Source organism: Chryseobacterium sp. KLBC 52, assembly GCF_003347605.1.
Classification (GTDB): Bacteria; Bacteroidota; Bacteroidia; order Flavobacteriales; family Weeksellaceae; genus Chryseobacterium.
This window is the reverse complement of the sequence record NZ_QDFZ01000016.1, coordinates 56,128-82,407: the sequence shown is the minus strand read 5'-3', so window position 1 is coordinate 82,407 and position 26,280 is coordinate 56,128. Positions and strand designations below refer to the sequence as shown.

General features: G+C 37.5%; 19 protein-coding genes. 12 read left to right on the top strand and 7 right to left on the bottom strand.

Features of this window, described 5'->3' with window-relative positions:
• Positions 1 to 163: 163 nt before the first annotated feature.
• The gene (locus DDF69_RS16785) at positions 164 to 1,075 is read right to left on the bottom strand and encodes an SDR family oxidoreductase (RefSeq protein WP_114821788.1); all 912 of its coding nucleotides are present in this window, start codon (positions 1,073 to 1,075) and stop codon (positions 164 to 166) included.
• 193 nt (positions 1,076 to 1,268) lie between these two features.
• Between DDF69_RS16785 and DDF69_RS16780 the strand changes: the two genes are divergently transcribed.
• From DDF69_RS16780 to DDF69_RS16755, 6 genes are all read left to right on the top strand, one after another.
• Positions 1,269 to 1,727 carry a hypothetical protein gene (locus DDF69_RS16780; RefSeq protein WP_114821787.1) on the top strand — a complete coding sequence of 153 codons (459 nt, stop codon included), beginning with the start codon at positions 1,269 to 1,271 and terminating at the stop codon, positions 1,725 to 1,727.
• A gap of 106 nt (positions 1,728 to 1,833) precedes the next feature.
• A complete protein-coding gene (locus DDF69_RS16775; RefSeq protein ID WP_114821786.1) occupies positions 1,834 to 2,919 on the top strand; it encodes an efflux RND transporter periplasmic adaptor subunit in 1,086 nt (361 codons plus the stop codon).
• 15 nt (positions 2,920 to 2,934) lie between these two features.
• Positions 2,935 to 6,096, top strand: coding sequence for an efflux RND transporter permease subunit (locus DDF69_RS16770; protein ID WP_114821785.1), 3,162 nt, complete (start codon positions 2,935 to 2,937; stop codon positions 6,094 to 6,096).
• Positions 6,089 to 7,558, top strand: a complete 1,470-nt coding sequence (locus DDF69_RS16765) for a TolC family protein (RefSeq protein ID WP_114821784.1) — start codon at positions 6,089 to 6,091, stop codon at positions 7,556 to 7,558. The genes DDF69_RS16770 and DDF69_RS16765 overlap by 8 nt, the downstream gene beginning before the upstream one ends.
• Before the next feature lie 929 nt (positions 7,559 to 8,487).
• Positions 8,488 to 11,442 carry a SusC/RagA family TonB-linked outer membrane protein gene (locus DDF69_RS16760; protein WP_114821783.1) on the top strand — a complete coding sequence of 985 codons (2,955 nt, stop codon included), beginning with the start codon at positions 8,488 to 8,490 and terminating at the stop codon, positions 11,440 to 11,442.
• 10 nt (positions 11,443 to 11,452) lie between these two features.
• Positions 11,453 to 12,916 carry a RagB/SusD family nutrient uptake outer membrane protein gene (locus DDF69_RS16755; RefSeq protein WP_114821782.1) on the top strand — a complete coding sequence of 488 codons (1,464 nt, stop codon included), beginning with the start codon at positions 11,453 to 11,455 and terminating at the stop codon, positions 12,914 to 12,916.
• Between the two features lie 544 nt (positions 12,917 to 13,460).
• Here the strand turns inward: DDF69_RS16755 and DDF69_RS16750 are convergent.
• Positions 13,461 to 13,973 carry a hypothetical protein gene (locus tag DDF69_RS16750; RefSeq protein ID WP_114821781.1) on the bottom strand — a complete coding sequence of 171 codons (513 nt, stop codon included), beginning with the start codon at positions 13,971 to 13,973 and terminating at the stop codon, positions 13,461 to 13,463.
• Positions 13,974 to 14,085: 112 nt separating this feature from the next.
• Here DDF69_RS16750 and DDF69_RS16745 point away from each other — a divergent pair, with 112 nt between their 5' ends.
• On the top strand, positions 14,086 to 15,123 hold the full coding sequence (locus DDF69_RS16745) for a serine hydrolase domain-containing protein (protein ID WP_114821780.1): 1,038 nt from the start codon (positions 14,086 to 14,088) through the stop codon (positions 15,121 to 15,123).
• A gap of 259 nt (positions 15,124 to 15,382) precedes the next feature.
• Here the strand turns inward: DDF69_RS16745 and DDF69_RS16740 are convergent, their stop codons facing one another.
• Positions 15,383 to 16,519, bottom strand: coding sequence for an acyltransferase family protein (locus tag DDF69_RS16740; protein ID WP_114821779.1), 1,137 nt, complete (start codon positions 16,517 to 16,519; stop codon positions 15,383 to 15,385).
• Between the two features lie 183 nt (positions 16,520 to 16,702).
• Here DDF69_RS16740 and DDF69_RS16735 point away from each other — a divergent pair, with 183 nt between their 5' ends.
• The 4 genes from DDF69_RS16735 (at position 16,703) to DDF69_RS16720 (ending at position 20,131) form a co-directional block, all read left to right on the top strand.
• A complete protein-coding gene (locus DDF69_RS16735; protein WP_114821778.1) occupies positions 16,703 to 17,767 on the top strand; it encodes a sensor histidine kinase in 1,065 nt (354 codons plus the stop codon).
• A complete protein-coding gene (locus DDF69_RS16730) occupies positions 17,760 to 18,452 on the top strand; it encodes a LytR/AlgR family response regulator transcription factor (protein WP_114821777.1) in 693 nt (230 codons plus the stop codon). Before DDF69_RS16735 ends, DDF69_RS16730 begins: the two co-directional genes overlap by 8 nt.
• Positions 18,453 to 18,795: 343 nt before the next feature.
• A complete protein-coding gene (locus DDF69_RS16725; RefSeq protein WP_114821776.1) occupies positions 18,796 to 19,356 on the top strand; it encodes a hypothetical protein in 561 nt (186 codons plus the stop codon).
• A 79-nt stretch (positions 19,357 to 19,435) separates the two neighbouring features.
• Positions 19,436 to 20,131 carry an ABC transporter ATP-binding protein gene (locus tag DDF69_RS16720; RefSeq protein WP_114821775.1) on the top strand — a complete coding sequence of 232 codons (696 nt, stop codon included), beginning with the start codon at positions 19,436 to 19,438 and terminating at the stop codon, positions 20,129 to 20,131.
• Positions 20,132 to 20,170: 39 nt separating this feature from the next.
• Here DDF69_RS16720 and DDF69_RS16715 read toward each other — a convergent pair whose 3' ends face one another.
• Both DDF69_RS16715 and DDF69_RS16710 read right to left on the bottom strand, forming a co-directional pair.
• Complete coding sequence (locus DDF69_RS16715; RefSeq protein ID WP_162800954.1) at positions 20,171 to 20,524, bottom strand: hypothetical protein; 354 nt, start codon at positions 20,522 to 20,524, stop codon at positions 20,171 to 20,173.
• A gap of 129 nt (positions 20,525 to 20,653) precedes the next feature.
• Positions 20,654 to 22,591 (bottom strand): SPFH domain-containing protein, encoded by a 1,938-nt coding sequence (locus DDF69_RS16710; protein WP_114821773.1) that lies wholly within the window; start codon positions 22,589 to 22,591, stop codon positions 20,654 to 20,656.
• Between the two features lie 443 nt (positions 22,592 to 23,034).
• Between DDF69_RS16710 and DDF69_RS16705 the strand changes: the two genes are divergently transcribed.
• A complete protein-coding gene (locus tag DDF69_RS16705; protein ID WP_114821772.1) occupies positions 23,035 to 23,472 on the top strand; it encodes a hypothetical protein in 438 nt (145 codons plus the stop codon).
• Between the two features lie 112 nt (positions 23,473 to 23,584).
• Here DDF69_RS16705 and DDF69_RS16700 read toward each other — a convergent pair whose 3' ends face one another.
• Entirely contained in the window at positions 23,585 to 24,385 is an 801-nt protein-coding gene (locus DDF69_RS16700) for a patatin-like phospholipase family protein (RefSeq protein WP_114821771.1), read from the bottom strand.
• 287 nt (positions 24,386 to 24,672) lie between these two features.
• Positions 24,673 to 26,061, bottom strand: a complete 1,389-nt coding sequence (gene lpdA / locus DDF69_RS16695) for a dihydrolipoyl dehydrogenase (protein ID WP_047378183.1) — start codon at positions 26,059 to 26,061, stop codon at positions 24,673 to 24,675.
• Positions 26,062 to 26,280: the final 219 nt, after the last annotated feature.

Genomic DNA, 26,280 nt, shown 5'->3' with positions numbered 1-26,280 from the left:
ACTTTTGTGGTTTATATTTTCCCACAGATTGCACTGATTTTCACAGATGTTTGTGGTTAAAGGAGTGCGTTGTTTTATTCTTAGGTGTACTCTTCAGCGTAAGAATATACTCTTTTTATTACTAAAATGCTTAAAAACTTTTGTGGCTTTTGCGGTTCACTATTTACGCTTCATCATTTTGATAAGCTTCAGCAAATTCTTTTGCAAAGTCTGCCAACTTTACTTTTCCCAAGACAGGTTGATGCTGATTATAATCTTCATAGAGAATGCCACTGCCCTGACTTGCCTGTGTTTCTACAAAACCTTTAGCCACCTGTTCATTGAAACAGATATCCAGCCAGTTTTTCAATAATTCTTCATCGGAGATTACTTTCCACTCAAGATCCGGCTTTCCAATTGCTTTACCCAATGCTTTTGCAATTTCATTAGGAGAAACTTCATCACTGGCGACATAACGTACTGTTCGTTCTACAAACGGTTTTTCTGTTTCTTCCGCTACAACAGCTGCAATATCCAACGGAGAAACCCAGGGCTCTTTCTGATCTCCTCCCCAATTGGAAATAATAGCTCCTTTATTTTTAATTGTGCTGATGAATGAAAACATATTGAAATAAATACCTACCGGACGGATAAATTTAATGCTAACATCATCCTGAAGCTGTTTTAAAATCTGTTCTACATGATGATGAAATACAATAATGCCCGTTCCTTTATCCGTGTGCGCTCCGATACTGCTAAGATGGATTATTTTCTTAACCCCCGAACGTTCCACAGCCCCTTTGTAATGATGACCAATTTCACTGATTTTTTCAATAAAATCAATATTTTTATCAAATAAATCACCTGCTGCTTCCATGGTTTCCATCAGATACACAATATCTGCTCCTGTGAATGTTTTGGTTAGAAAATCAGGATCAAACATACTGCCGATAGCTGCTTTTGCGCCCAAAGCTTCAATGGCTTCCCTTCTCTTTTCAGTACTGCTTATTACCGTTACGGTGTGTCCTTTCTCTACCAGTTCTTTTGTAAGTGGTTTTCCAATGTTCCCGATGGAACCTGTTAAAACAATATTCATTTCTTTAATTTTTTGTTGGGGTAAAATTCCGAAATGCCAGTAAAGAAGACTTCGCCGGATCTATCTTCTCTTTAGCCAAAAAAGCATAAACGAGAAATACCTTTATTTTTTCAATAAAACAGCCTGCTTTTTAACACTTTTTTAATCTTTAACGGTTGCACTTATTTTGAACTTTACCTACCTTTGCCTCTGGATGCGGAAAAGATTTTATCAATATTTGTACAGCTTATTATTTGCGTTGCTTACCGTTTTAGGATGGTACTATGGGCAAATTCAGCAGTATATTTCAACGGATATTTCTTCTGATCTTCATTTTACCACTGATCTTCTTGTTCATCAGAAAAAGAGTTTCAAAGAATCTTTTGCCTTTCTCAAAAATCATGAGGCCAATGATGCTTACAATGTCAGCCATCCCCGCTACAACAAAATCAGAGCAAACCTTTCTGAAAATGATAATGAAAATGACGACAATGTAGAATCATCGGGATCTACAGAACTTATTGCTCTTTTCAAAGATGGCTTCTGGCATCTTATTTCAGGCTTTGTCACTACATTTCACAACAGACAAATTGCTGTTTCACTTGCTCAATCAGAACATTTAAAGACCTTACATGATGATCTGTACCTCCAGTACAGGGTCATCCGCCTGTGATTTTTATACTAATTTTTTCGAAAACCTTATCTGCTTTCATTCTTTATGATGAGAGCCGGTAACTCTATTTTTTCAATTATAAATTATTATAAAAACAATATTTATCATGGTCAAGAAAAGTCTCATGTATATCAACTTGTGCCTTATTTTCTTGTTTGCAGGCTGTCAATCTGAAAAAAAGGAAAAAACAGAAGCAGCGTCATTCAACGTTACAAGCCCTCTTATAAAAGATACTTTAGTCAACAAAGATTATGTTGCGCAGATCCGTTCTATCAATCATATTGAGCTTCGTGCCCAGGAAAAAGGATACATCCAGTCTATTTATGTAGATGAAGGGCAGGTTGTACAGAAAGGGCAGCTGATGTTCAAAATCATGCCTAATCTTTACGAATCTGATGTAAACCGCGCCAAAGCGGAAACCAAATACGCAGAAATTGAATATCAGAATACCAAAAACCTTTCTGACAAAAACATCGTTGCTCCTCAGGAAATGGCTATGGCTAAAGCAAGATATGAAAAAGCCCAGGCTGAGCTTTCTTCAATGAATACCCATTTGAGATTCACAGAAATCCGTGCTCCCTTTACCGGAATTGTAGGAAAATTACATGTAAGAAAAGGAAGCCTTGTAGATGAAGGCGAGCTGGTAACAGAGCTTTCAGACAACAGCAAAATGTGGGTATATTTCAATGTACCGGAAGCTGAATATCTTAATCAGATGGATGCGAAAAAAGATGACAATCCATTGCATGTACGCCTTAGAATGGCCAATGGCAAAGAGTTCACACAAGACGGTATCGTACAAACCATCGAGTCTGATTTTGACAATGAAACAGGAAATATCGCTTACAGAGCTACTTTCCCGAATCCAAAAGGACTGCTGAGATACGGTGAAACCGGAAACATTGTTATTACTTCTCCTTATGCCAATGCGATGATGATTCCACAGAAAGCAACTTTCGAAGAGCTGGAAAAGAAATATGTCTATGTGATTGGTAAAGATGGTAAAGTACATGCAAGAGAAATAAAAGTAGCTGCCGAATTACCTCATATTTATGTAGTGGCTTCAGGACTTGGAAAGGATGACAGAATCCTACTTGAGGGTCTTAGAATGGTTCAGGAAAACCAAAAGATCAGTTCAAAATATCAGAAACCTGAAAAAGTAATGTCGAACCTGGATCTGTACGCCGAGTAACCCAAAAGCAGCATTATGTTTAAAAAAGTAATACACCGACCGGTTTTCGCCATTGTGATATCGGTTGTGATCCTGTTTATGGGAGGTATCGCCATGAAGCAGCTTCCTACGGAACAGTTTCCAAAAATTGCCCCTACCACTGTAGCCGTTTCTATTGCCTATCCCGGCGCGAGTGCAGATGTATTGGTAAAATCATCTTTGATTACGATTGAAAATGCCATCAATGGAGTTCAGGGAATGCGTTACATCACGACCGATGCCACCAGTGCCGGAGAAGCTACGGTAAACGTCGTCTTTGATCCCGGAACCGATCCCAATGAAGCGGTGGTTCTGGTAAAAACCAGAGTGGATCAGGTAATGCCTTTATTACCCGAACTTGTACAGAAAGAAGGTGTTGTGGTAAACCCGATTCAGCCGAGTATGCTGATGTACGTAAACCTTTACAGTACGAATAAAAGTATGGATGAAAAATTCCTGTACAACTACTCTATGGTAAATATCATCCCGGAGATCAACCGTATCCATGGGATTGCAAAATCACAGATTCTGGGAAGCCGAAGATATGCCATGCGTATCTGGCTGAATCCTGACCGTATGCGTGCGTATTCTATTTCTGTAGATGAGGTGATGAAAGCTATTGGCGAACAGAGTATCATCGGACGTCCGGGAAGAATCGGGCAAAGTTCCGGTATTGCGGCACAGTCGCTGGAATATGTATTGACCTATAAAGGACAGTACAACAAACCGGAAGAGTATGAAAATATCATTGTCCGTTCCAATGCAGAAGGAGAAAATGTAAAGCTGAAAGATATTGCCAAGGTAGAGCTTGGAAGTGAGTTCTTTGATATTTATTCCAATCTGGACGGACATCCTTCCGCCTCTATTGTTTTAAAACAGAATTACGGAAGTAATGCCAATGATGTGATCAGAGATGTGAAAGCGAAACTGGCAGAGATGAAAGGGAACTTTCCTCCGGGAGTTGATTATAAAATCAGTTATGACGTATCTCAATTCCTTGATGCTTCTATTGAACAGGTAATGCATACGTTGAGAGATGCGTTTATCCTTGTAGCCATCGTGGTTTTCATTTTCCTTGGAGACTGGCGTTCTACATTGATTCCTATTATTGCCGTACCGGTTTCTCTGATCGGAACTTTCTTTGTCATTCAGTTCTTCGGATTAACCATCAATTTGGTTACTCTTTTCGCATTGGTATTGGCGATCGGTATTGTGGTGGATAATGCCATTGTTGTCATTGAGGCTGTTCACGCCAAAATGGAAGATAGCAATATTTCTCCTTACAAAGCAGTAAAAGAAGTAATGGGTGAAATTGCAGGCGCTATTATTGCGATTACAGCTGTGATGGTAGCCGTGTTCATTCCGATTTCATTTATGACGGGTCCGGTGGGAACTTTCTATCGTCAGTTTTCGATTACTATGGCGAGCTCTATTGTGATTTCTGCAGTAGTAGCGCTTACTTTGACTCCGGTTTTGGCGGCAATGTTATTGAAAAACCATCATGGAAAGCCTAAGAAAGTCAATATTTTCACCAAAGCTTTAGACTCATTTAACAGCGGGTTTGATAAAATAACAGGAAAATACGCTTCATTCCTTAGAAAAATTGTGAGCCGAAAGGTGGTAACATGGGGAATTCTGATTGCTTTCTGTGCCGGAATTGTGATGATTAATAAAGTACTTCCAGGTGGATTTATCCCGAACGAAGACCAGGGAACTATTTATGCCATTATCCAGACTCCTCCGGGTTCTACGCTGGAACAAACAAATAAGGTTTCCAGAACATTGCAGAAAATCTGTATGGATGTAGATGGTGTGGAATCTGTATCATCTCTGGCAGGATACGAAATCATGACGGAAGGACGTGGATCGAATGCAGGAACCTGTCTGATCAACCTTAAAAGCTGGAACGACCGTGATCATTCTGTAAAGGAAATCATGGAAGAACTGGAAGAAAAATCAAAAGATCTCGGAGCTACCATTGAGTTCTTTGAACCACCGGCTGTACCGGGATTCGGGTCTTCGGGAGGTTTCTCTATGAGACTTCTGGACCTGAACAGAACGACCGATTATCAGGAATTTGATAAAGCCAATAAAGATTTCATTGCACAGCTTAAAAAGCGTAAGGAGCTTTCAGGAGTATTTACCTTCTTTGCAGCCAATTATCCTCAGTATGAACTGGTATTTGATAATAATGCAGCGATGCAGAAAGGAGTTTCTATCGGAAAAGCGATGGACAACCTCAACATTCTGATCGGTAGTACCTATGAACAGGGCTTTATCCGTTTCGGACAGTTCTTTAAAGTATATGTACAATCGTCTCCGGAATTCAGAAGACTTCCGACAGATATTATGAATCTGTATGTGAAAAATGACCGTGACGAAATGGTGCCTTATTCAGCATTTATGACAATGAAAAAGACACAGGGGCCAAACGAAATCACCCGTTACAACATGTACAATTCGGCGGCAATCCGTGGACTTCCGGCTGCAGGATATACTACTGCTGATGCTATTCAGGCTATCAATGAAACGGCAGCTAAAACACTTCCTCACGGATATAAAGTAGCCTGGGAAGGATTGTCTTACGATGAGGCACAGCGTGGGAATGAAGCCATCTATGTATTCCTTGTTGTGCTGGTATTCGTGTATCTGGTTCTGGCAGCTCAGTATGAAAGTTTCCTTATTCCGTTTGCGGTACTTTGCTCTTTACCAGTGGGAGTTTTCGGGTCTTTCTTATTATTAAAAGCGATGGGACTTGAGAATGACATTTACGCACAGGTTGGATTGATCATGATTATCGGATTACTGGGTAAAAATGCAGTACTTATTGTAGAGTTTGCCGTGAAAAGGCGTCAGGCAGGAGATTCTATTCTTGAAGCTGCCGTGGAAGGTTCCAAAGCCCGTTTCAGACCGATTCTGATGACCTCTTTTGCCTTTATTGCAGGATTGGTTCCGCTTGTTTTTGCAAGAGGTGCCGGAGCGATCGGAAACCACACCATTGGAGCGTCTTCACTAGGAGGAATGCTGATAGGAACGTTATTCGGAGTAATTGTAATTCCGGGGCTTTACTACATATTTGCCAAGTGGTCTGATGGTAAAAAAATGATCAAAGACGAAGATGAATCTCCATTAAGCGAAGACATGATCCATTATGAATAAAAGAAAAATATATCAATATGCAGGTCTGGCAGTCGTCTTATTAAGTCTTACTGCCTGTAAACCTATCGAAATAGCAAAGCGTGCTGAAAATAAAACCGTTCCTGAAAAATACGGTTCAGCAGAAAATGACACTATCAATACGGGAAAAATGAAGTGGAATGAATATTTCAGTGATCCTCATCTTCAGGAGCTGATTAGTCAGGCCCTTCAGAATAATCAGGAACTGAATATTGTCCTTCAGGAAATTGAAATGTCTAAAAACGAAATCAAAGCCAAGAAAGGTGAATATCTTCCTTCTGTAGGTTTAAAAGCCGGAGCTGGCGTAGACAAAGTAAGCCGATACACCAATATCGGAGCGATGGAAGCCAATACCGAAATAGAACCCGGCAGAGAAATGCCGGAACCTTTATTTGATTTTGGAGTTGGCGCTCAGGCGCAATGGGAAACCGATATCTGGGGAAAACTTCATAATGCTACAAGAGCACAGGTACAGCGATATCTTGCGAGCATTGAAGGAAAGAACTTCATGACCACTCATCTTATTTCTGAAATTGCCGATTCTTATTATGAACTGTTGGCAATGGATAATGAGCTGGTTATTTTGAATCAGAATATTAAAATTCAGAATGATGCGCTGGAGATTATCAAAGATTTAAAAAAGAATGCCCGATCCAATGAACTGGCCGTGCAGAGATTTGAAGCCCAGGTTCTTAAAACTCAGGGAATGCAGTATGATATCCAACAGAAGATTGTTGAAACGGAGAACAAGATCAATTATCTGGTGGGAAGATTTCCTCAACCCGTAGAAAGAAGTCAGGATTCTTTTGATTCTGTTGTTCCGCAAGCGGTTTATGGAGGAATTCCTTCTGAATTATTGGAAAACCGCCCGGATATTAAACAGGCTGAATATGAACTGGCTGCTGCCAAGCTTGACATTAAAGTAGCCAAAGCAAGGTTCTACCCTTCTCTTGATCTTTCTGCCGGAGTTGGACTACAGGCTTTTAATCCTTTGTATATCATCAAACCTCAGTCTTTTCTGTTCTCTCTTGCAGGAGAACTTACTGCTCCACTGATCAACCGAAGAGCGATTAAAGCGGCTTATAATAATGCTAATGCCAAACAGATTCAGGCGGTATATCATTATGAGCAGACTGTTTTGGGAGCTTATATTGAGGTAGCGAATCAGCTGTCTAAAATTCATAATCTGGAAAGCAGTGTGAATATCAAAACGAAGGAAGTGAATGCTTTGACAAAGTCTATAGACATTTCCAACGACCTGTTCAAATATGCCCGTGCTGATTATATGGAGGTTTTACTGACTCAAAGAGATGCCCTGGAATCAAGGTTTGAGCTGGTAGAAAAGAAAGTAAACCAACTTAAAGCAAGTGTTGCTGTGTACAGAGCTCTTGGTGGTGGTTGGGACCAAACTCCTTTGGAAGTTCCGGATATTACCAAACAATAAATTCTTTTCAATCTTGTTTTTATAGGAGTCTGCCGTGAGGCGGGCTTCTTTTTTGTTATCACCGCAGATCTCACGGATTGACAAGAGGTTTGGGATAATTTTATATCATGATTGATAATTGATAATTGATAATTGATAATCGATCATTTATCATTTATCATTTATAATTCTATTCTAGCCCTGATAGCAGCGGCTACCCCGCAACAAGCGTTGAGGTCTTCGGCTAAGCTGAGGGTGACAGCCTGGCGTGAGGAGTATGAGCGGATAGCAGGATAAAGCTTCTAATCCTCATTTTCATGGAATACAGCTATAAAATAAATAAAAAGTCTACAAAATAAATAGACTTCTTATTTTAATTTTAATTCACACTTGAAAATTAACTTTTTTATTATTTTTTAACATTTGCAACACTTCATACAATGAATTGATAATCAATTTATTAATTTATTAAAATCTAAATTTCAACTATTAACCCACTAATTTAGTGGACTAATATGATTTATCTCATATTCCCTTTTTGTAAGGGTTTGTCATTTATTAAATAATTTTGACCCAGTTAAAAAAATCATAAACTTTATTCTCATGAATAAGAATACCTTTAATTCTTACCTATGCACCATTACGGTGGCAGCTTCTGCACAGCAAAATTGTTGTGGAATGTCTGCCATTTCACAGCACCAATGTATTTCTCAAGACATGTGCTTTGATATGATGGGCATGATGATGATGTGCTAACTTTTTAAGAGATCCATTCATTACTGTAGGAATTAAAGCCAACAAATTCGAGGCTTCTTTCATCCGGGTACATCTCCTGTAAATTTAAATCTTCCATTTTTGATATCCTCCCTGAAAAAGGAGGCGGGAAACTATTATTTGTAAGGAGAGATCAGCAGTAATACACAATTCAGTTTTAAACCTAGATTAATATAATGAAAAAGAAACAATGCAAGCTTGGTGTATTGGCCTTACTGCTGTTCGCGGAATATGGTTTTGCACAGAGCAAAGACAGTCTTTCCAAGGAAACCTCCATCAAAGAAGTAGTGGTAGTTGCCTTTGGAAAGCAGAAAAAAGAAGAGATTACAGGATCTGTACAGTCGCTGAAGGCTAAAGATCTTTCTAATCTTCAAAATGGAAATATTCTTCAGGGAATTGGAGGGAAAGTGGCCGGAGTACAGGTGATTTCATCTGGACAGCCGGGTTCACAGCCTACCATCAGAATGAGAGGAATAGGCTCTATCAACGCATCCAGCGACCCGTTAATTGTACTAGATGGTATTCCGTACAGCGGAAACCTGAACAGCATTGCGGCATCCGATATTGAAAGTATTTCTTTTCTGGAAGATGCCTCTTCGAATGCTCTGTATGGTTCCAGAGGAGCCAATGGTGTTATTATTGTGAATACCAAAAGAGGAAAAAGTAAAGGTGTAAGTATTGAGGCTGATGTAAAAACAGGGGTTAATTTCAGATCTATTGAAGATTATTCGGTTTATACTTCTCCTCAGGATTATTATACCGCCTATTATAACAGAGCCAGAATTGGCGAAATTGCAAGACTAAAACAACCGGGAGCAGTTCCTTCGGGCCCTTCTCCTCATGATGTGGGACTTTCAGCATTAACCAAACTTGGGTACAATGTGTATAATGTTCCGTTTAATCAATTGATATCAAAGGATGGTTCTTTTAATCCGGATGCAAAATTACTGTATCAGGACGATTGGAAGAAACTGCTTTTCAGACCTGCTTTACGAAGAGAGGCTACGGTAGGAATCAATGCCAACGGGGATCAGGTAAAATCTTACACTTCCCTTAACTATCTTGATGACAAGGGATATTTGATTTCATCAGGTTTTGAAAGATTCGGGATCAGATCTAATGTAGATTACGCTATCACTTCAAAGCTGAAATTAACAAGTGCTTTATCCTACACGTACAGCAAGCAGGATTTCGGTGAGACCGGAGGTTTCTCCAACCCTTTCCAGTTTGCCCGAAACATTGCTCCTTTCTATCCTGTTTTTCTAAGAGATAATAATTACCAGAGGCTTTATGACAGTTATGGAAATGCTTTATATGATTACGGAGACGGCCAGGGACCTAACGGAGCGACAAGATCTTATGCGGTGTTTGAAAATCCTGTAGGAAACCTTCAGAAGAATAAATCACAAATCGTAAGTAATGTGACCAATCTGAATCTTGGGTTAAATTATGAAATCATCAAAGGGCTGGATTTTACCTATAATTTTGGTGCTTATCTTGAAAATACAAGAAATCTTCAGTTTGGAAATACGGAAGGAGGAACTTCGTCTTCTGTGGGAGGAACTATTTCACAAAGTTCAAACTTTAAATATACACTGAACCACCAGCAATTGCTTACCTACCAGAAAAAACTGGGAAATCACAGCTTCAACCTCCTTGTAGGACATGAACTGAATAAGATAAAAGATGATGGCTTTTCAGGATCAAAACAGCAGCTTTTATTACCTGACTCACAAGCTTTTGATAATGCCGTGAAAATTACCGGTTTATCAGGAAGCGGCTATGAATATGCGGTAGAAGGGTATTTCACGAGGTTACTCTATAACTATGATGGAAAATATTTCTTCAATGCCAATATCCGTAGAGACGGTTCTTCTGTATTTTCTCCGGAGAGCAGATGGGGAAATTTCTATGGACTGGGACTGGCATGGAATATCGCAAAAGAAGATTTCCTTAAGGACAACAGTGTGATTAATTCTTTAAAATTAAAAGCTTCTTACGGCCAACAGGGAAATGACAACATTCTTTTAGGGGGTTCCAGCAGAGATTATTATGCTTATCAGGATATCTACGGAATCAACAACTTCGGGGACGACAAACCTGTTCTATCTCTTAAAAAACAAGGAAATAAAGATTTGAAATGGGAAACCTCCAAAAACCTGAATGCCGGTTTTGAAATTTCACTTTTAAAAAACAGAATCAATCTGAATGCTGATTATTTTGAAAGGAAAGTTTCGGATATGATCTACACGCTTCCTCTTCCTCCCTCCAATGCAGGCTCCTATGTGAAGTATGGAAATATCGGAGATATGACGAACAGAGGTGTTCAGGCTAATATCAGTGTGGATATCCTTCGCGGTGACGAGTTTCAGTGGAGCTTTTATGCGAATGCCACTCATTACAAAAATAAGATTACCCGATTACCGGCTGAGCAGAGAAACACAGGACTTGTTTCAGGTTTATTTATCCTGACGGAAGGTGGAGACCGTTACACGTATTTCCTCAAAGAATTTGCAGGCGTAAATCCTGAGAATGGTGATGCTTTATGGTATCGTACAACCATTAATCCTGCTACTCAAAAGGAAGAAAGAACAGTGACCAATAATTATAAGGAAGCCACCGATTATAACACCGGAAAGTCTGCTATTCCAAAGGTATATGGTGGATTTGGGACAGATTTCAGTTATAAAAGATTCAATCTTGCAGTGAATTTTGCTTACCAGTTCGGAGGCTATGGCTATGATGATATTTACAGAAGCTTATTCCATTCTGATACCTATGGTTCTAACTATTCTACGGATCTGGATAAAACCTGGACTCCGGAAAATCCAACAGCTGCCTTACCAAGAGTAGATCTTACGGCGACGAACCAGAATGGAAACTCAACACTTTATCTGATTAAATCGGATTATATCAGTCTTCAGGATGTAACCCTCTCCTATCAGCTTCCCGAAGGTTTTGCCCAACAGGCAGGATTATCAGGACTGAAAATTTATGTAACAGGAAACAACCTGTATCTATGGTCTAAGAGAAAAGGATACGATCCAAGGGCTTCACTGACGGGAGTTTCTGATGCCTACCGTTATTCTCTTTTGTCCAGTGTCTCTTTAGGCTTCAAACTTAATTTTTAAAAGAACAGGAATGAATACAATAAAATACTTGATAACAGCTGCAACCCTAAGTTTTCTGGCTACCAGCTGTGCTAATGATCTCAATACGTTACCGGAAGGAGATATTTCCGGAGAGCAGCTCAATAACGATGCCAACAGTCCGGAAAAAATTCTGGGTGGAATCTATCTTGATCTTCGAAGCAATGGTGCAGGCGGTACCACCGTTCACTCAGATTTCGGAATCATGGGAATCAAAGCAGGTGCTGACCTGATGTCAAACGATGTAATCCAGTCTACTAACCAGCATTTAGGAATGTTTTATAATTACGAAGCTACCAATGCCAGTAATATTGCTTCTGAGATTGTATGGACCACTTTTTACGCAAGAATATTTGTGATCAACAAACTGCTTGATGGTCTGGATAAAAATGCCAATGCAAAAAACAGAGCGATTGCGGGACAGTTGCTCGCTTTAAGAGCTTATTCCTACTTCTATCTGGTTCGTTTTTATGCCAATGATTATAACGGACATCAGTCTGAGCCCGGACTTCCATTGGTACTTACCGCAGCTAATCCAAGTCAGGGACTTCCGAGATCAACGGTTGCTGAGGTGTATACGCAAATCAAAAAAGATATAGAGGAATCTGTTTCGCTTTTGGATACGTATGCCCGCCCTTCCAGAGCCCAGATAGACCAAAGAACTGCCAAGGCTATTGCAGCCGAAGTATTTCTGGAAACAGCAGATTATATCAAAGCAGCTAAATACGCTGAGGAAAGTAAGCAGGGAATTGCCCTGATGACCGAGGACGATTATACCAATACCGGATTTTCCAACATCAATAATCCTGAGGTAATATGGGGCTTTCATAATACGATTTCCACGATGAGTATCGGAAATTATTATGCTTCTTTCTTCTCCATGTTTGATAATACCAATGAAGGATATGCAGGAGCAGCACAGATCCGTAAGCTGATAGACAAGCGTCTTTATGAAGCCATTCCGGCATCGGATTACCGTAAAAAAGTATTCAATGGAAGCCAGAATGCAACGTATACTTTTAATGGGAAAACGAAAAACTATCCGCCTTATGTAAGCTGGAAATTTAAAGATCCTACGCTTTTTGAAGGAGATTATATTTACATCAGAGCTTCTTCTCTGTATTATATTCAGGCTGAAGCCCTTGCCAGACAAGGACGGGAAGCTGAAGCCAGACAGGTATTATTTGACATTACCTCAAAAAGAGATCAGGCTTATACATTGTCTACGAAATCAGGCAGTGAGCTGATTAATGAAATTATCCTGCAAAAGAGAATAGAACTTTGGGGTGAAGGTTACGCCTGGTTTGATATGAAAAGGCTCAATACTCCTTTAGAAAGAGTATACACAGGAACGAATCACACTTTTGGAAGATTCAACCTGACCCCGGATAAATTCAGATTCCAGATTCCTAATAAAGAGATTAATAATAACCCACAAATCAAACAGAATGAATAGATAAACAGAAACAATTTTACATTCAAATATATTCAGTGACGAGGCGCCATTTACTTGTAAGTGGTGCCTTTTTACGTCATATTTGTCATTTCGGGCATAACAAGGAATCTAAACTTTAATAATCTCACGCCGATTTTAAAATTGGGTGAAATTTCCAGAGTCTGCGAGATACTTTTTAACGCAAAGTTTCTTTGATGCTTTCATAATTTTTAAGGAAGCAAAGTTGGAATCAATAAATTGATTCTTTCCAAGCAAACGCATTACGATTCAACTTCATTAGCGACAAAGTCGCTTACGTTGCTCGCTTACTGTATTTTTAGCTTTATTAAACTTTGCGTTTATGATAGATCATCTCTTGCTTGTTTTTGGAAAATCGCAAAGACGCAAACTTTTTCTAAATTTTGAGTATAATTTTAAGACGCAAAAAAAACAAAGATTTTTAGCAAGAGAATGTTTAAAATTTTTTCGTGATTTTAACAAGTTTTACGTAAAGATCTGCTTAATTTGCAAAATCTGCGAGAGATAAAAGAAATCAGCAGATTTTTTATTTTATAACAATATCAGACTTGTAATGATCTTTCACCAGCTCACCATTTTTATACAACCTCTGGTTAATGACCTTTCCTTTTTCATTAAAGTAAAGCCACAACGCATTTTTTCTTCCTAAAGAATCCAGACGCCCCATTTCTTTCGGCATTTTATTGTTATGAAGAATCTGAACAGGATATAATCCTTTCAGGTCTTTCAGGGAATCTATTTTTTCAGGGAGCAGTTCATAGTCATTCCCGATTTTGAAAATATACTTTTTTCCTTTATCACTATTCAAAATCAATTCATCACCTGATATCTTATATTTACCTTCTGAAAAAGGTGCTGTTACGATTTGATCATAACTTATAAGTTCTGTTTTTAAAAATTCGAAATTTCCATCCTTTATATGAAGAGAATAGCTTCCATTTCCCGATTCCAATTCAACATATTTAGGATATTCTTTATCTTTTTTACAGGAAATAATAGTGAAAAAAATAACAGTAAGGCTAATAGTTTTAATTTTCATGGAAACTAAATTATTAAAATATTTGAATTAAAAGCAAAAGAGGAAATACATATATTTGGAAACATTTTAACATCCTGTATATTTCTTATTTTTTCAGTAATACAAATAAATAATGACCATTATAAAATTATTCTTCACGAGTGTTTTTTTCGCCGTATTATCTGTTACCGCAGCAGCTCAGAAAAAGGACAGTTATGAGCACAAAATCGACAGCATTATCACCGCTTCCAACCCGATACAGTTCAACGGAGTTGTTTTGGTAGCTCAAAAAGGGAAAATACAGTATCTTAAATCTAATGGTTATAAAGATTTCGAAAAGAAAATACCCTTGAAAACGGAGGATCAGTTTGAAATCATGTCAAATTCCAAACAGATTACTGCCATTTTAATTTTGCAGGCTGCCGAACAGGGAAAACTGGATCTTCATACTCCTATCAAAAAATATCTCCCCGGGCTTACCCAGACCTGGGCAGATACAGTAACAATCCATCATCTCCTGAACCATACTCACGGAATTAGCAATCCGGAAAAACCTGCAGCGTTCAAAGCGGGCACCCAGTTTAAATATGGTAATCTTTCTTATATGATGCTTGGTGACATCCTTAAAAATACAACCGGGAAAAGTTTCACTGAATTGGCCAATTCTCTTTTCAAAAAACTAAGAATGGATCATACTTTTGTTTACAATACCAAGAATAATCAATCTCTGGTTTCAGGTTATATGAATGAAAACAATAAGTTTGAAAAAGTAAAAGAGTCCTTTCTGAATGAGGATATCGCTCCTGCTGCAGGAATTATTTCTACGGTACAGGATCTTGCCAGTTGGGATGAGGCATTATTTAAAGGTAAGCTTCTCTCCGCAAAATTTCAGAAACAGATGATGACCCCTTCTACCCGTTCTCAGCATGATGTATTTGGAAAAGAAAGCATGGGATTCGGGTATAATATAAGGTTCATCAAAGAAGCAGGGCTGGATTATTATGCGGTGACGGGTCTTGGAGATGGCTTCACCTGCCTTAACACTTACTTTCCTTCCACAGATACAACATTGATCATTCTCGAAAATCAGATGCCGGAAAACCGTGAATACTGGAGTTTCAAAGAAGCTGCCATAAAAAATGCCGTTCTGAAAGCAATAACTTCTAAGTAAGTCAAAAATTTGTTTTATAAAGGATCTGTCAAAGATTTCAAAATACACAGCATGCAATTTTATCGCAGATAAAATCTTTGCGTCTTATAACCACTTTATTAATAACATTTTGCGCCTTTGCGTTCTCTAATTAAACCTTTTATATTTATGTTTTTTTGGAAAACGCAAAGGCGCAAGTTTTTTTAATATTATATTTTTTTAAGGCGCAAAAAAATCAAAGATTTTTAGCAAGGATAATACTTTTTCATTTTTTCAAAATCTATCCTGAAGATGGTAGAGATCTTACAATTCTTTTTAAAATTCTTGTTTTAACAATAGAGAAAGGTTTTTCTATCACCAATCTGTAGAATAAGCCTCCAAGTATACAGGCAAAAAGACAAACCATAAGACTTATGTTATCTGATGTTTCAAGGTTGAAATAATCCAGACCTTCCTGCACGAGATGAATAATTCCCTTATGTGAAAGGTAAACAGCATAAGATAAAGCTGCCAGCTGAGCAGTGAGATAAGATTTTGTCCGATACAGGAAAAATGATGAAGAAACTGCAGCCATCAGAATTACTCCAAAACTTACAGCTACCAACGTAAACCCAAATATAGAAGCTGTTTTTGAAGCCTGCTCATTACATATCCAGAAAGATATTCCCAACAGTACAATTCCCAAAAAGAAAAGTCTGTTACCATTGTGATTCACTATTTTTTTGAATTGTGCTGAATACTGCATCAAGTAGCCGATCAAAACACCTATCCCCAACCCATCCAGCCTTGTATGAGTGGGGTAATATATTTTCATATACCATAGTTTCCAAAAATCAGTGGAAGCTGTATCCAGCCCTGATATATATTCATTCCATTCCATCAACCTGAATACAATAGAAAGTCCGATAACAGCCATCATCAGAACCGCCAGATATCTGACCAGTTTTGTTGGCATTACTATCAAAAGGAATAAAGGAAGAATGAGGTAAAACTGCTCTTCAATACACAATGACCAGGCATGAGAAAATGTTCCCCGGTTAATAACATCCAGCCCGTAGTTTTGGGTAAAAGTAACAAATTTCCATAACGGAGATAAAGCTTCGCGTTCTCTGAAAAAAGGAAATGTAAAATAGAGGAAAAGCGTAAAAAAGTAAGCTGGAAAAATCCTGAAAAACCGTTTTATATAAAATACTTTCAGATTGATATTTCCTTTATTCTTTATTTCTCTGAACAACTGTCCCGAGATCAGAAAACCACTTAAAACAAAGAACAGATCTACTCCTGTCCAGCCAAACCTTCCGACACTGTCTATCCAGTCAGGATGTTTGAATGCCCGGTAATGATACATGAGCACCAATAAAATGGCAATTGCTCTGAGATGATCCAATCCGTAAAACCTTTCTGAATATTCCTTCATTATTTTTTTATGCAAATGTGGATGAATTCAGGACTGATTTCCGAAGTAATATCCGAACAGCAGTCTATTCATGATCAAAGACAAAATATGCAGTTTAAATCGTGAATAATGTTGTATGTCATTATTTTAATGTCATTGGTACAACATTTTCCTGAGGTTGTTTAAGATTTTATATTTTTGAAGATGATGAAAACTCCGTCAGAAATTCAGATCAGACAAAATCTATACTTCCAGCTGCTCTTCTGGACGGCTTTATTTTTATTCGGAACGGTAAGAATGTATGGAGAGTATGATGGTGAGGCTTCCCATGAGTTGATTATTTATAATTTCTGCCACTGGATTTTCCAGATTGCGGGAGCCAATTTTATTTATTTTGTTCTGATTCGTCATTTTTTTGATCAAAAAAAGTATATTGAATTAATACTGTCTATTCTCCTTAGCCTTTATATTATTTCTGTCATCAACCGTTTTTTTATCGTTTATGTTGCAGAACCTCTATTCATCAATGAGATGAAAGACACTCCTTTTGAAATTTTCACAGATATTCCTTACCTGCTGCTTCATTATACTTTTCCGATTATCAGCGCTGCCTTTATCTTCATCTCAATTATGTTTATCATACGGTATAAGGATGAAAAAGAACGTACGATCAAACTGCAGAAGGAAAAGACCGAGCTGGAACTTCAATCTCTCAAATCTCAGCTCAACCCCCATTTTCTCTTTAATACTTTGAATAATATTTATTCGCTGTCCATCAGCCATTCCGATAAAACCTCCCAATCCATCAGCCAGCTGTCTGATATTCTGGATTATATTTTATACAAAGGTCAGAAGAAATGGGTGCAGGTTTCTGATGAACTGGATATTATAGATCAATATATTGCTTTGGAAAGCCTCAGATATCATGAGGAAAGGTTAAAAATTCAAAAATATATTACCATCCCTTCTCCCAATACCATTCCGCCACTGCTGTATCTTACTCTGGTAGAAAATGCTTTTAAGCACGGTGCCGGAAAAAGTTCGGAGACCACAGAAATAAAAATTGAGATCAAAACGAATCAGCAGCATTCTGTTTTTACCATTGAAAATACCTTTTCAGATCACCCCACAAATCATGAAAAAGGAATTGGACTCCAGAACATACAAAAGCAGCTTCAATATCATTATCAGGAAAATTTCACCTTTCGGATCTCAAAAGAAAACAATATTTTTAAAGTAGAAATAACAACACCTTCCCATTATGATTAACTGTATTATTGTAGATGACGAACCTTTAGCTGCATCATTACTGGAAAATCATATCTCAAAAATTGACGATCTCAGGCTTACCGGGAAAGCCCAAAACGCGATAGAGGCTTATAAAATACTGCAAAAACAATCGGTCGACCTCATGTTTCTGGATATTCAGATGCCCCATCTCAATGGAATTGATTTTCTGAAATCGCTGCCACAAAAACCCAAAACAATTTTCACCACAGCCTACCGGGATTTTGCGGTTGAAGGCTTTGAATTGGAAGCGGTAGATTATCTTCTGAAGCCCATTACCTTTGAGCGCTTTTTCAAAGCCGTAGAACGTATATTAAGAAGCACTGCCGGCAATACAGAGGATTTCATCATCATCAAAACGGAGGGAATGCAACGCAAGATTTCTCTTTCGGAAATCGTATATTTTGAAAGCCAGGGAAATGATATCAAAGTGGTACTTACCTACGAAAGCTTCACTGCAAAAAGTAAAATCACAGAGTTAGAGATCATTCTTTCTGATAGAGGTTTCATCAGAATCCACAGATCATTTATCATTAATAGTTCTTTTGTTACCGCTTTTAATAATAATGAATTGGTTATCAACAAATATCAGATTCCTGTTGGAAGGAGTTATAAACACGAGTTCGATCTCTTTATAGCCGCTCTTTCCAAAAACAAACTGTTATAATTTTTTTATCTTAATTCACCAAAGCCCATTTTTAACATTTATTTTTAATAAATTTTTAATTTTATCACACCTGCGTAATTTTCAATCTGTTTTTCAACACCTTACACGATATCTGAAATTATAAAACTGATCTACACAAAAATGCCAGCCCGTTTAGAAAGCAGGATCAAAGCAATGATTAACAACCCCTTATATAAACCATGAAATCCATAGCATCACAAGAAGCTTACTAATAAATATTAAAAAAAAGTGTTACTTTTGCTTTAACGAATTAAAATTGCTTTTTAGCTTTTTTATAAGTAAATTTATGTGCACCAAGTTATAAAACATTAAAATTCATTCCATGAGAAAAATAATTCTACTTATTACATGTATGTTCGGTATTTCAGTTTTCTCACAGATCAAAGTGTTGAAAAATGAAAGTTTGGTGGAAATTGGTAAAGATAATTCCGTTGGTCTCTATAAAAAGGAAGATAAATTTACAGTTAACTACCAGGATCTGAACACCAGCAACCTGAATACAATCCGCTCTTTTTCATTCCAGAATCTTAATGGTGATGTGGCAGGATTATATAAACTGATTATGGATGGTTTTATTTCCACTCCGGAAGAAAATGTTGTATTGGAACTGCCTAATGATATCATAGAGCTTCATTATGAAAAAAACTACGGGCAGCAAACCATGCAGTTTATCCAGGTGATCAATAAAAACCGGAAATACATTGGAAAATCACAGTTTTTAACTCAAAAACAGGTGGATAAAATTTTTGGAAGAACCAATGGAAAGTACGCGATGTATGACAAACCTTCCAGCATAAATCCTGCGGCAGTAAAAGGAGCTACCAATACAGCATCCACTGCAGCTCCTGCATCTGGAGGAGCCAAGAAAAAATCAAGAAAATAATTATATTTTATAAATATTGCGAACTCATTCTATCGGATGAGTTTTTTTATTTTATTTTTGCAGAAAGATCGTACAACTTATGCCACTTCAGATAATCAATTTAACCAAAAAATTTGGTGAACAGACTGCTCTTGACAACATCAACATTTCTATTGATAAAAATGAAATCATTGGTCTTCTTGGTCCAAACGGTGCCGGAAAATCTACCCTGATGAAATCTATTGTCGGTGCACTGAAAATTGATCAGGGAGAAATTATTTTTAATGGAATGAATATCTCAGATCATGAGATCGAAAGCAAAAAGAAAATCGGTTTTCTTCCGGAAAATAATCCGCTTTATCTGGAGATGTATGTGAAAGAATACCTTCAGTTTGTGGCCAACATCCACAAGATTTCTGAATCCAGAGTAGATGAAGTGATCGAACTGGTAGGAATTACTCCCGAAAAATCTAAAAAAATCGGACAGCTGTCTAAAGGATACAAACAACGTGTAGGGCTTGCGCAGGCCATTATTCATCAGCCGGATTTACTGATTCTGGATGAACCTACCAACGGTCTGGATCCTAATCAAATCATTGAAATCCGTAATGTAGTAAAAGAAATCGGACAGCAAAAGACGGTTTTACTTTCTACCCACATCATGCAGGAAGTGGAAGCGCTTTGCTCAAGAGTCATTCTGATCCATAAAGGAAATATTCTTCAGGACTGCCCTATTGATGAGTTTAAAGGTAAATTTGAAAGCCTGGAAGATGCTTTTGCAAGTTATACAGCATAAAGAATATGAAATCGCCCGAAAATATTTTCGGGCGATTTTTTAATTTTTAATGATGTATCCTACAGGTGCTGTAATTTTCAAAATCTCATATTTTTTGTAGTGGATCCAGAATTTATTTTTATTATTCAAATCCTGATTCATATAAAGCGTATCTTTTTGAGGCATAAGCACAATATAAATATCCTTATCAGCAACTCTCATTTTCTCACTTACAATATGAATATTGGACAATTCTTTTTTTGAAAAAGATGAATTACTCTGTTCTATTTTTGAAGTTTCTATATTTTCTACAAGTTCATTTTTAACCCAATGATTGCGTACTGTAATCATTAAAAAAAATAAAATCAAGCTAACAAGCATACCAAAAAATGCCTTTGAACTTTTTTTCGCCATTTCACAATAGATTTCAATAATGGAGAAAACAAAAAAACTAATAATCAGTAGTGCTATAATGAGCTGAACGATATAAATCATTTTAAAAATTCTAAATTTGAATTAAGTTTACGTTATTTGTCAATTGGGTTAAGAATTGTTATCTGGTTTTTCTCCAGTAGCAGCAACGGTATCAATACCTTTCTTCTGAACCTGTTCCAAGAGCTGAAGTCCTAAAAGTCCACTGATTCCTCCATTCGCAGAATCTCCGCTTCCTCCGATTAATACTTCAGGCATTATTCTTACATTCTGACTCGCAATATTTTCCATGATTTTTAATTGAGTGAAATTATTACCGCCCATTGCTTCTACAGACAGTTTGTAAGATTCTGCATTAGATTTACCGATGGCCAGAATTTTTTCTGCTTCCGCATTACCCGTCAATGAAATCTGCTCAGCACTTGCCTTAGCCAGCAACTCTATTTTTTCTGCTTCGGCTTTTGCGAGAAGTCTTGTTTTCTCTGCTTCTCCGGTTGCCAGCAGTTTCAATCGGTCTCCTTCTGCATTTGCTTGTAGTCTTACAGAATTCGCATCTCCGGTTGCTTTTTTCACCGATGCATCTGCAATTCTTTCCGCTATCACAACCCCTTGATCTGCTTTTACAATTTCTTTCTGCATATCCGCAACAGCCGTTTCTTTTTCCAGTGCCTGACGGGTTTCCTGAGCCAGCATTTCGGTTTCATAAGTAATCTTCTGCTCTTCCGCCAGTTTTCTGTCTGTCAGAGTTTTCATTAAACTTTCTGGTGGAACAATAGCTCCTATCAAAGTATCGACAGCGTTGACATTATATTGTTCCAAGACACTGCTGATGTGGTCTTTTGCAGATTGCTGTCTTTCTTTTCGGGTTCCTAAAAAAGCAATCACATCACTGTCCTGAGCTGAGTTTCTGAAATAATTCCCAATCGTTGGCTCTAAAACCTGGCTCACAAGATTGATCATATTCCCGAAACGGGCAATTACTTTTGGAGCTTCATAAGTTGGAATATGAATGATCTGGGAAACATCAAGATTGAAAGGGAAACCGTCTTTACTTCGTACGGTAATCGTTGAAAGATTTTTATCGAGTTGGTGAGATTCGCTTCTTTCATACGCCCAGTTCAATACCAAGTTGGTAGTAGGAACAAGCTCAACCTTCATAATATAAGGATTAATAGGATATTTTCCAGGGCCAATAGGTTCTGCCCAAACGCCTTTATGACCTTTCTCAACGATATTTCCATGTTTAAAATCAACTCCGCTGAGGTCTTTTCCTTCTTCACCTACATAGCTGATGATTACCCCAACATGGCCAATCGGAATTTCCGTCATTTTTACCATTTCCACTTTTGTAAACCAGGGATTCAGAAAATACGAACCAGCCAGGATAACCTGCTCCTGAAGGCCTTTATATCCTCCGTTATTTAAAAAAGTATCTACATCCTGGAACTTATTATGATCATTGATAATTTTACCGGCAATCTGACTTTCTTCCAAAGGACTTCCTTCCATTGTTGTGATAATTCCGACTGCATTGTCAGGAATTTGAGTCATCTCCGTTAATTCTATTTCAAACAGCAGGGTATTGATCCTGTAAGATCCCGGTGCAATAATTGCAGTCTGGCGGCCTTTTCTTCCACCGTTTTTTAAAAACGCTTCAGCATCCTGAAAAGAATCACAGTCTACTTTTCTGGCTAGAATCCTTCCTGTTTCCAGTTCAATCCCATCCTTTGCCAGCAGTAGCCCTATTTTACCGGTCGGAATCACTGTAAATGGTTGAAAATCGATAGAATACTGCCAGATCCATTTTCCAAAATACACTCCCGGAGCCAATGTCTGAGCCTGAAAACCTGCTTCTCCGTTGGTGGCAATAATTCTACCTTCCGGAAGTTCCTGTTTTCCTACCAATACAAATTTTTTGGTCACCAAACCAATTTTGTCCTGAGGAACAATGATCAATCCAAAGAAAATTCTTAAGATGAATTTGTAAAAAAGTACGCACAAAAGCGCCATTACGGCCGGAATCATCCAGCCATGAAAATCTAATTCCATAGTTTGTTTTGTTTTTTAATTAAATTTTAAAACAGGGATTGCGCTCTGATTCTTCAGAATACGAAAAAACAGAGTACGAATTATGTGATAATTCTTTTGAAAAAATTAAGAAATTACAGGAGGAGATGTATTAAAAATCGTGAAGATGATTTCTGATACTTTTAATAGAAAAAACTTAAAGTTAATTAGTTTCATTTTGATAATAAAGGAACGAGATCCTTTGATGGTACAAATGTACATAAGAAAAGTAATCAGTTGTTTTAGAAACTGACAATATTTCACCAATACAACAATAACAAATTGAAAATCAGTATTATTATTTTCTAAAAACACGCGTCCGGCAGTTGTAAAAATCTAATTTTCAGCACTATATATTTATATTCTAAATTAAAAATGGCTTTATATTTGATAGAATCTAAAATGTTAACCAATAACCACTCAATATGATAAAGCATATTTTATTAGGAGCTTTCTGCTTAGCTCAGTTTTCTTTCGTTTATGCCAAAGAAGTTCCGGCTCCTAAAACAGACGGTTTTATTACTTCTTCTCCCCTTCAGCAGGTACCGAAGACTGTTATTATCAAAACCAAAAAGTTCAAGATCAGAATCGACAAACAACCGAATGGCAAGTACCTTTACCAGTCGTGGAATGCCAACACAAAGATTACGGCAAAACCAAGCATGATCATCAGTGATGGTGAACTGATTCCTGATGGTACAGGAGGTAACTATTACATCAACTTCAATAATGAGGGACACAGCTATCAGATCTGGAGAAATTACCTTACGGATTCTCCGAAAAAAGCACCTTATACATTGGTTGTAAATGATGCGAATGACCGTGAAATTGTTCGCCAGGACGGATATGTAGTGAAGAATTAAGCTGGAAGATGGAGGTGAGAAGCTGGAAGTTGTTATCTTCTCTTTAAGAACTCAAAACCGTTTTTCCGCTTTTATAAAATAAAATCCTGTATTCAATTGATACAGGATTTTTTTATGTTCCGGATTGTCTTAATTCTGTGAAAAAGGTACTTTCTTCGTAGCTTTCTTTGGCGGCTTTGTAACCGATATTGAAAATCTCTTCCAATCTGTCTTTCCTGCGTTCAAAAGTTCCGTAGGAAGATAATTTTTGGGACGAAATAAACCAGTCACAGTAATCAAATTTTATTTTTTCGATCCTGTAGGACAGAAGGTCGTAAGAACGGGAAACGATAGCCTTAATGGAATTCAGATCCTTGATCTTTGCTTCGTTGGGCGGGGATACAAATACGCCAATCAGCTTATCACAGTCTTCCCTGATGATATCTGCCGGGAAGTTATTCAATACTCCTCCATCACAATACATTTCATCACCAATGATGTAAGGTGTCGTTATTCCGGGAATAGAGCATGAAGCAATAATGGCATCAACAATCTCAAAGTCTTTATCAAAAATCTTCTGGCTTCCCGCAACAAGTTCTGTAGCTACAATTTTCACCTCGATATCAAGATCTCCCAATTTCATTTCATGGAAAATAGGTTTCAGATAGTTTCTGAAGATTACTGAAGAAACCAAACCCGGCTGATTGAATGTAAAGTGTTTCCAGTTGAAAAAATAGACGGAATTGAAAAATTCCAGGATTTCCTCAGGGGTTTTTCCTATTGCATGAAGGCATCCTACAATAGAACCTGCACTGCAGCAGGAAAGGATATCTACTTCAATATTTTTTTCCTGTAAGAATTTTAATACTCCTGCATGAGCGATTCCTTTGGTACCGCCTCCTGATAAAACAAGTCCTACTCTCTCAAAATTCATTGAATAAATGTAAGAAAACAGCCTGATATAATTAAGTTAATTTTTATAAATATGTTGATTTTAAAATTATTTTAATAAAATCTATAATAATGGGTCAAAAATTTAATCTAAAAATAGAAATACCTCTATTCTTCGATGTGGTTATTACTTAATAAAGATGTATTAGTATCAAACCTAACAGGTTTTTGAAACCTGTTAGGTTTACTTTACCTCTATTTCTTTGCAGCATCAACAAAAAAAGCCTGGATTTCTCCAGGCTTTTATGATATATTTTTCTGTATTTCAGATTAGATGTGAATCACTTCACCATAAGCAGCAGCAGCAGCTTCCATAATAGCTTCAGAAACTGTTGGGTGCGGGTGGATAGACTTGATGATCTCGTGACCTGTAGTCTCTAGTTTTCTGGCTACAACAGCTTCAGCAACCATATCAGTTACTCCTTCACCGATCATGTGGCATCCTAACCACTCACCATATTTAGCATCAAAAATCACTTTGATAAATCCATCCGTATTTCCGTTTGCAGTAGCTTTACCACTTGCAGAAAGAGGGAATTTACCAACTTTGATTTCGTATCCTTTTTCTTTAGCCTGTTTTTCAGTAAGACCTACAGATGCTACTTCAGGGTGGCAGTAAGTACATCCAGGGATATTGCCATAGTCGATTTTCTCAACGTGCATTCCTTTGATCTTTTCAACACAAGTGATTCCTTCTGCAGAAGCAACGTGTGCCAATGCCTGAGTCGGGATGATATCACCGATCGCATAGTAACCAGGTACTGACGTTTCGTACCATTCGTTTACCAATACTCTTCCTTTGTCTGTCTGGATTCCTACTTCTTCCAATCCGATGTTCTCGATATTAGCAGCAATACCTACAGCAGATAATAAGATATCAGCTTCAAGGGTAATGTTTCCGTTTGCTGTTTTCACAGTAGCTTTTACTCCTTCTCCGCTTGTATCAACACTTTCTACAGAAGCGTTTGTCATGATCTCAATTCCTGTCTTTTTAAGAGATTTCTCTAAGTGTTTAGAGATTTCTTCGTCTTCTACAGGCACAATGTTTGGCATGAACTCAACAACAGTTACTTTAGTTCCCATTGTGTTATAGAAATCAGCAAATTCTACCCCGATAGCTCCGGAACCTACAACGATCATAGATTTCGGCTGCTCAGGAAGAGATAATGCCTGTCTGTATCCAATTACTTTTTTACCATCCTGCGGTAAGTTCGGTAATTCTCTTGAACGGGCTCCTGTAGCGATAATAATGTGAGTACCTGTATATTCGGTTACTTTTCCTTCTTTATCGGTAACAGAAACTTTTTTACCTTTCTGTACTTTTGCAGTACCAAGAATTACGTCGATCTTATTCTTTTTCATCAAGAATTCGATTCCTTTGCTCATTTTGCTGGCAACACCACGGCTTCTCTGAATCACATTCGGGAATTCAAAGCTTGCCTCCACTTTATTCAGACCATAATCTTCAGCATGGTTGATATAATGAAAAACCTGAGCAGATTTCAATAAAGCTTTAGTTGGAATACATCCCCAGTTAAGGCAGATTCCTCCTAAATTTTCTTTCTCGATAATTGCGGTTTTGAAACCTAATTGCGCTGCTCTGATTGCAGTAACATATCCACCAGGACCACTTCCAATGACAATAATATCGTAATTCATTACTTTAAAAATTTTTATGCGAATTTAAGGAAAAATATTGGATGTTTTATGATTCTTCAAACTGATCTTAAAATGCATCAACAAAGGCATTTTATTCCATTTTAAATAAAGAAAGAGAACACAAACGTATTCTCTTTCAATAAATTTCATATTCCGTTGAAAACTTATTAAAACTTAAAGTATAAAAAAAGGTTTTCCCCATTTTATTAATTGCAAAAA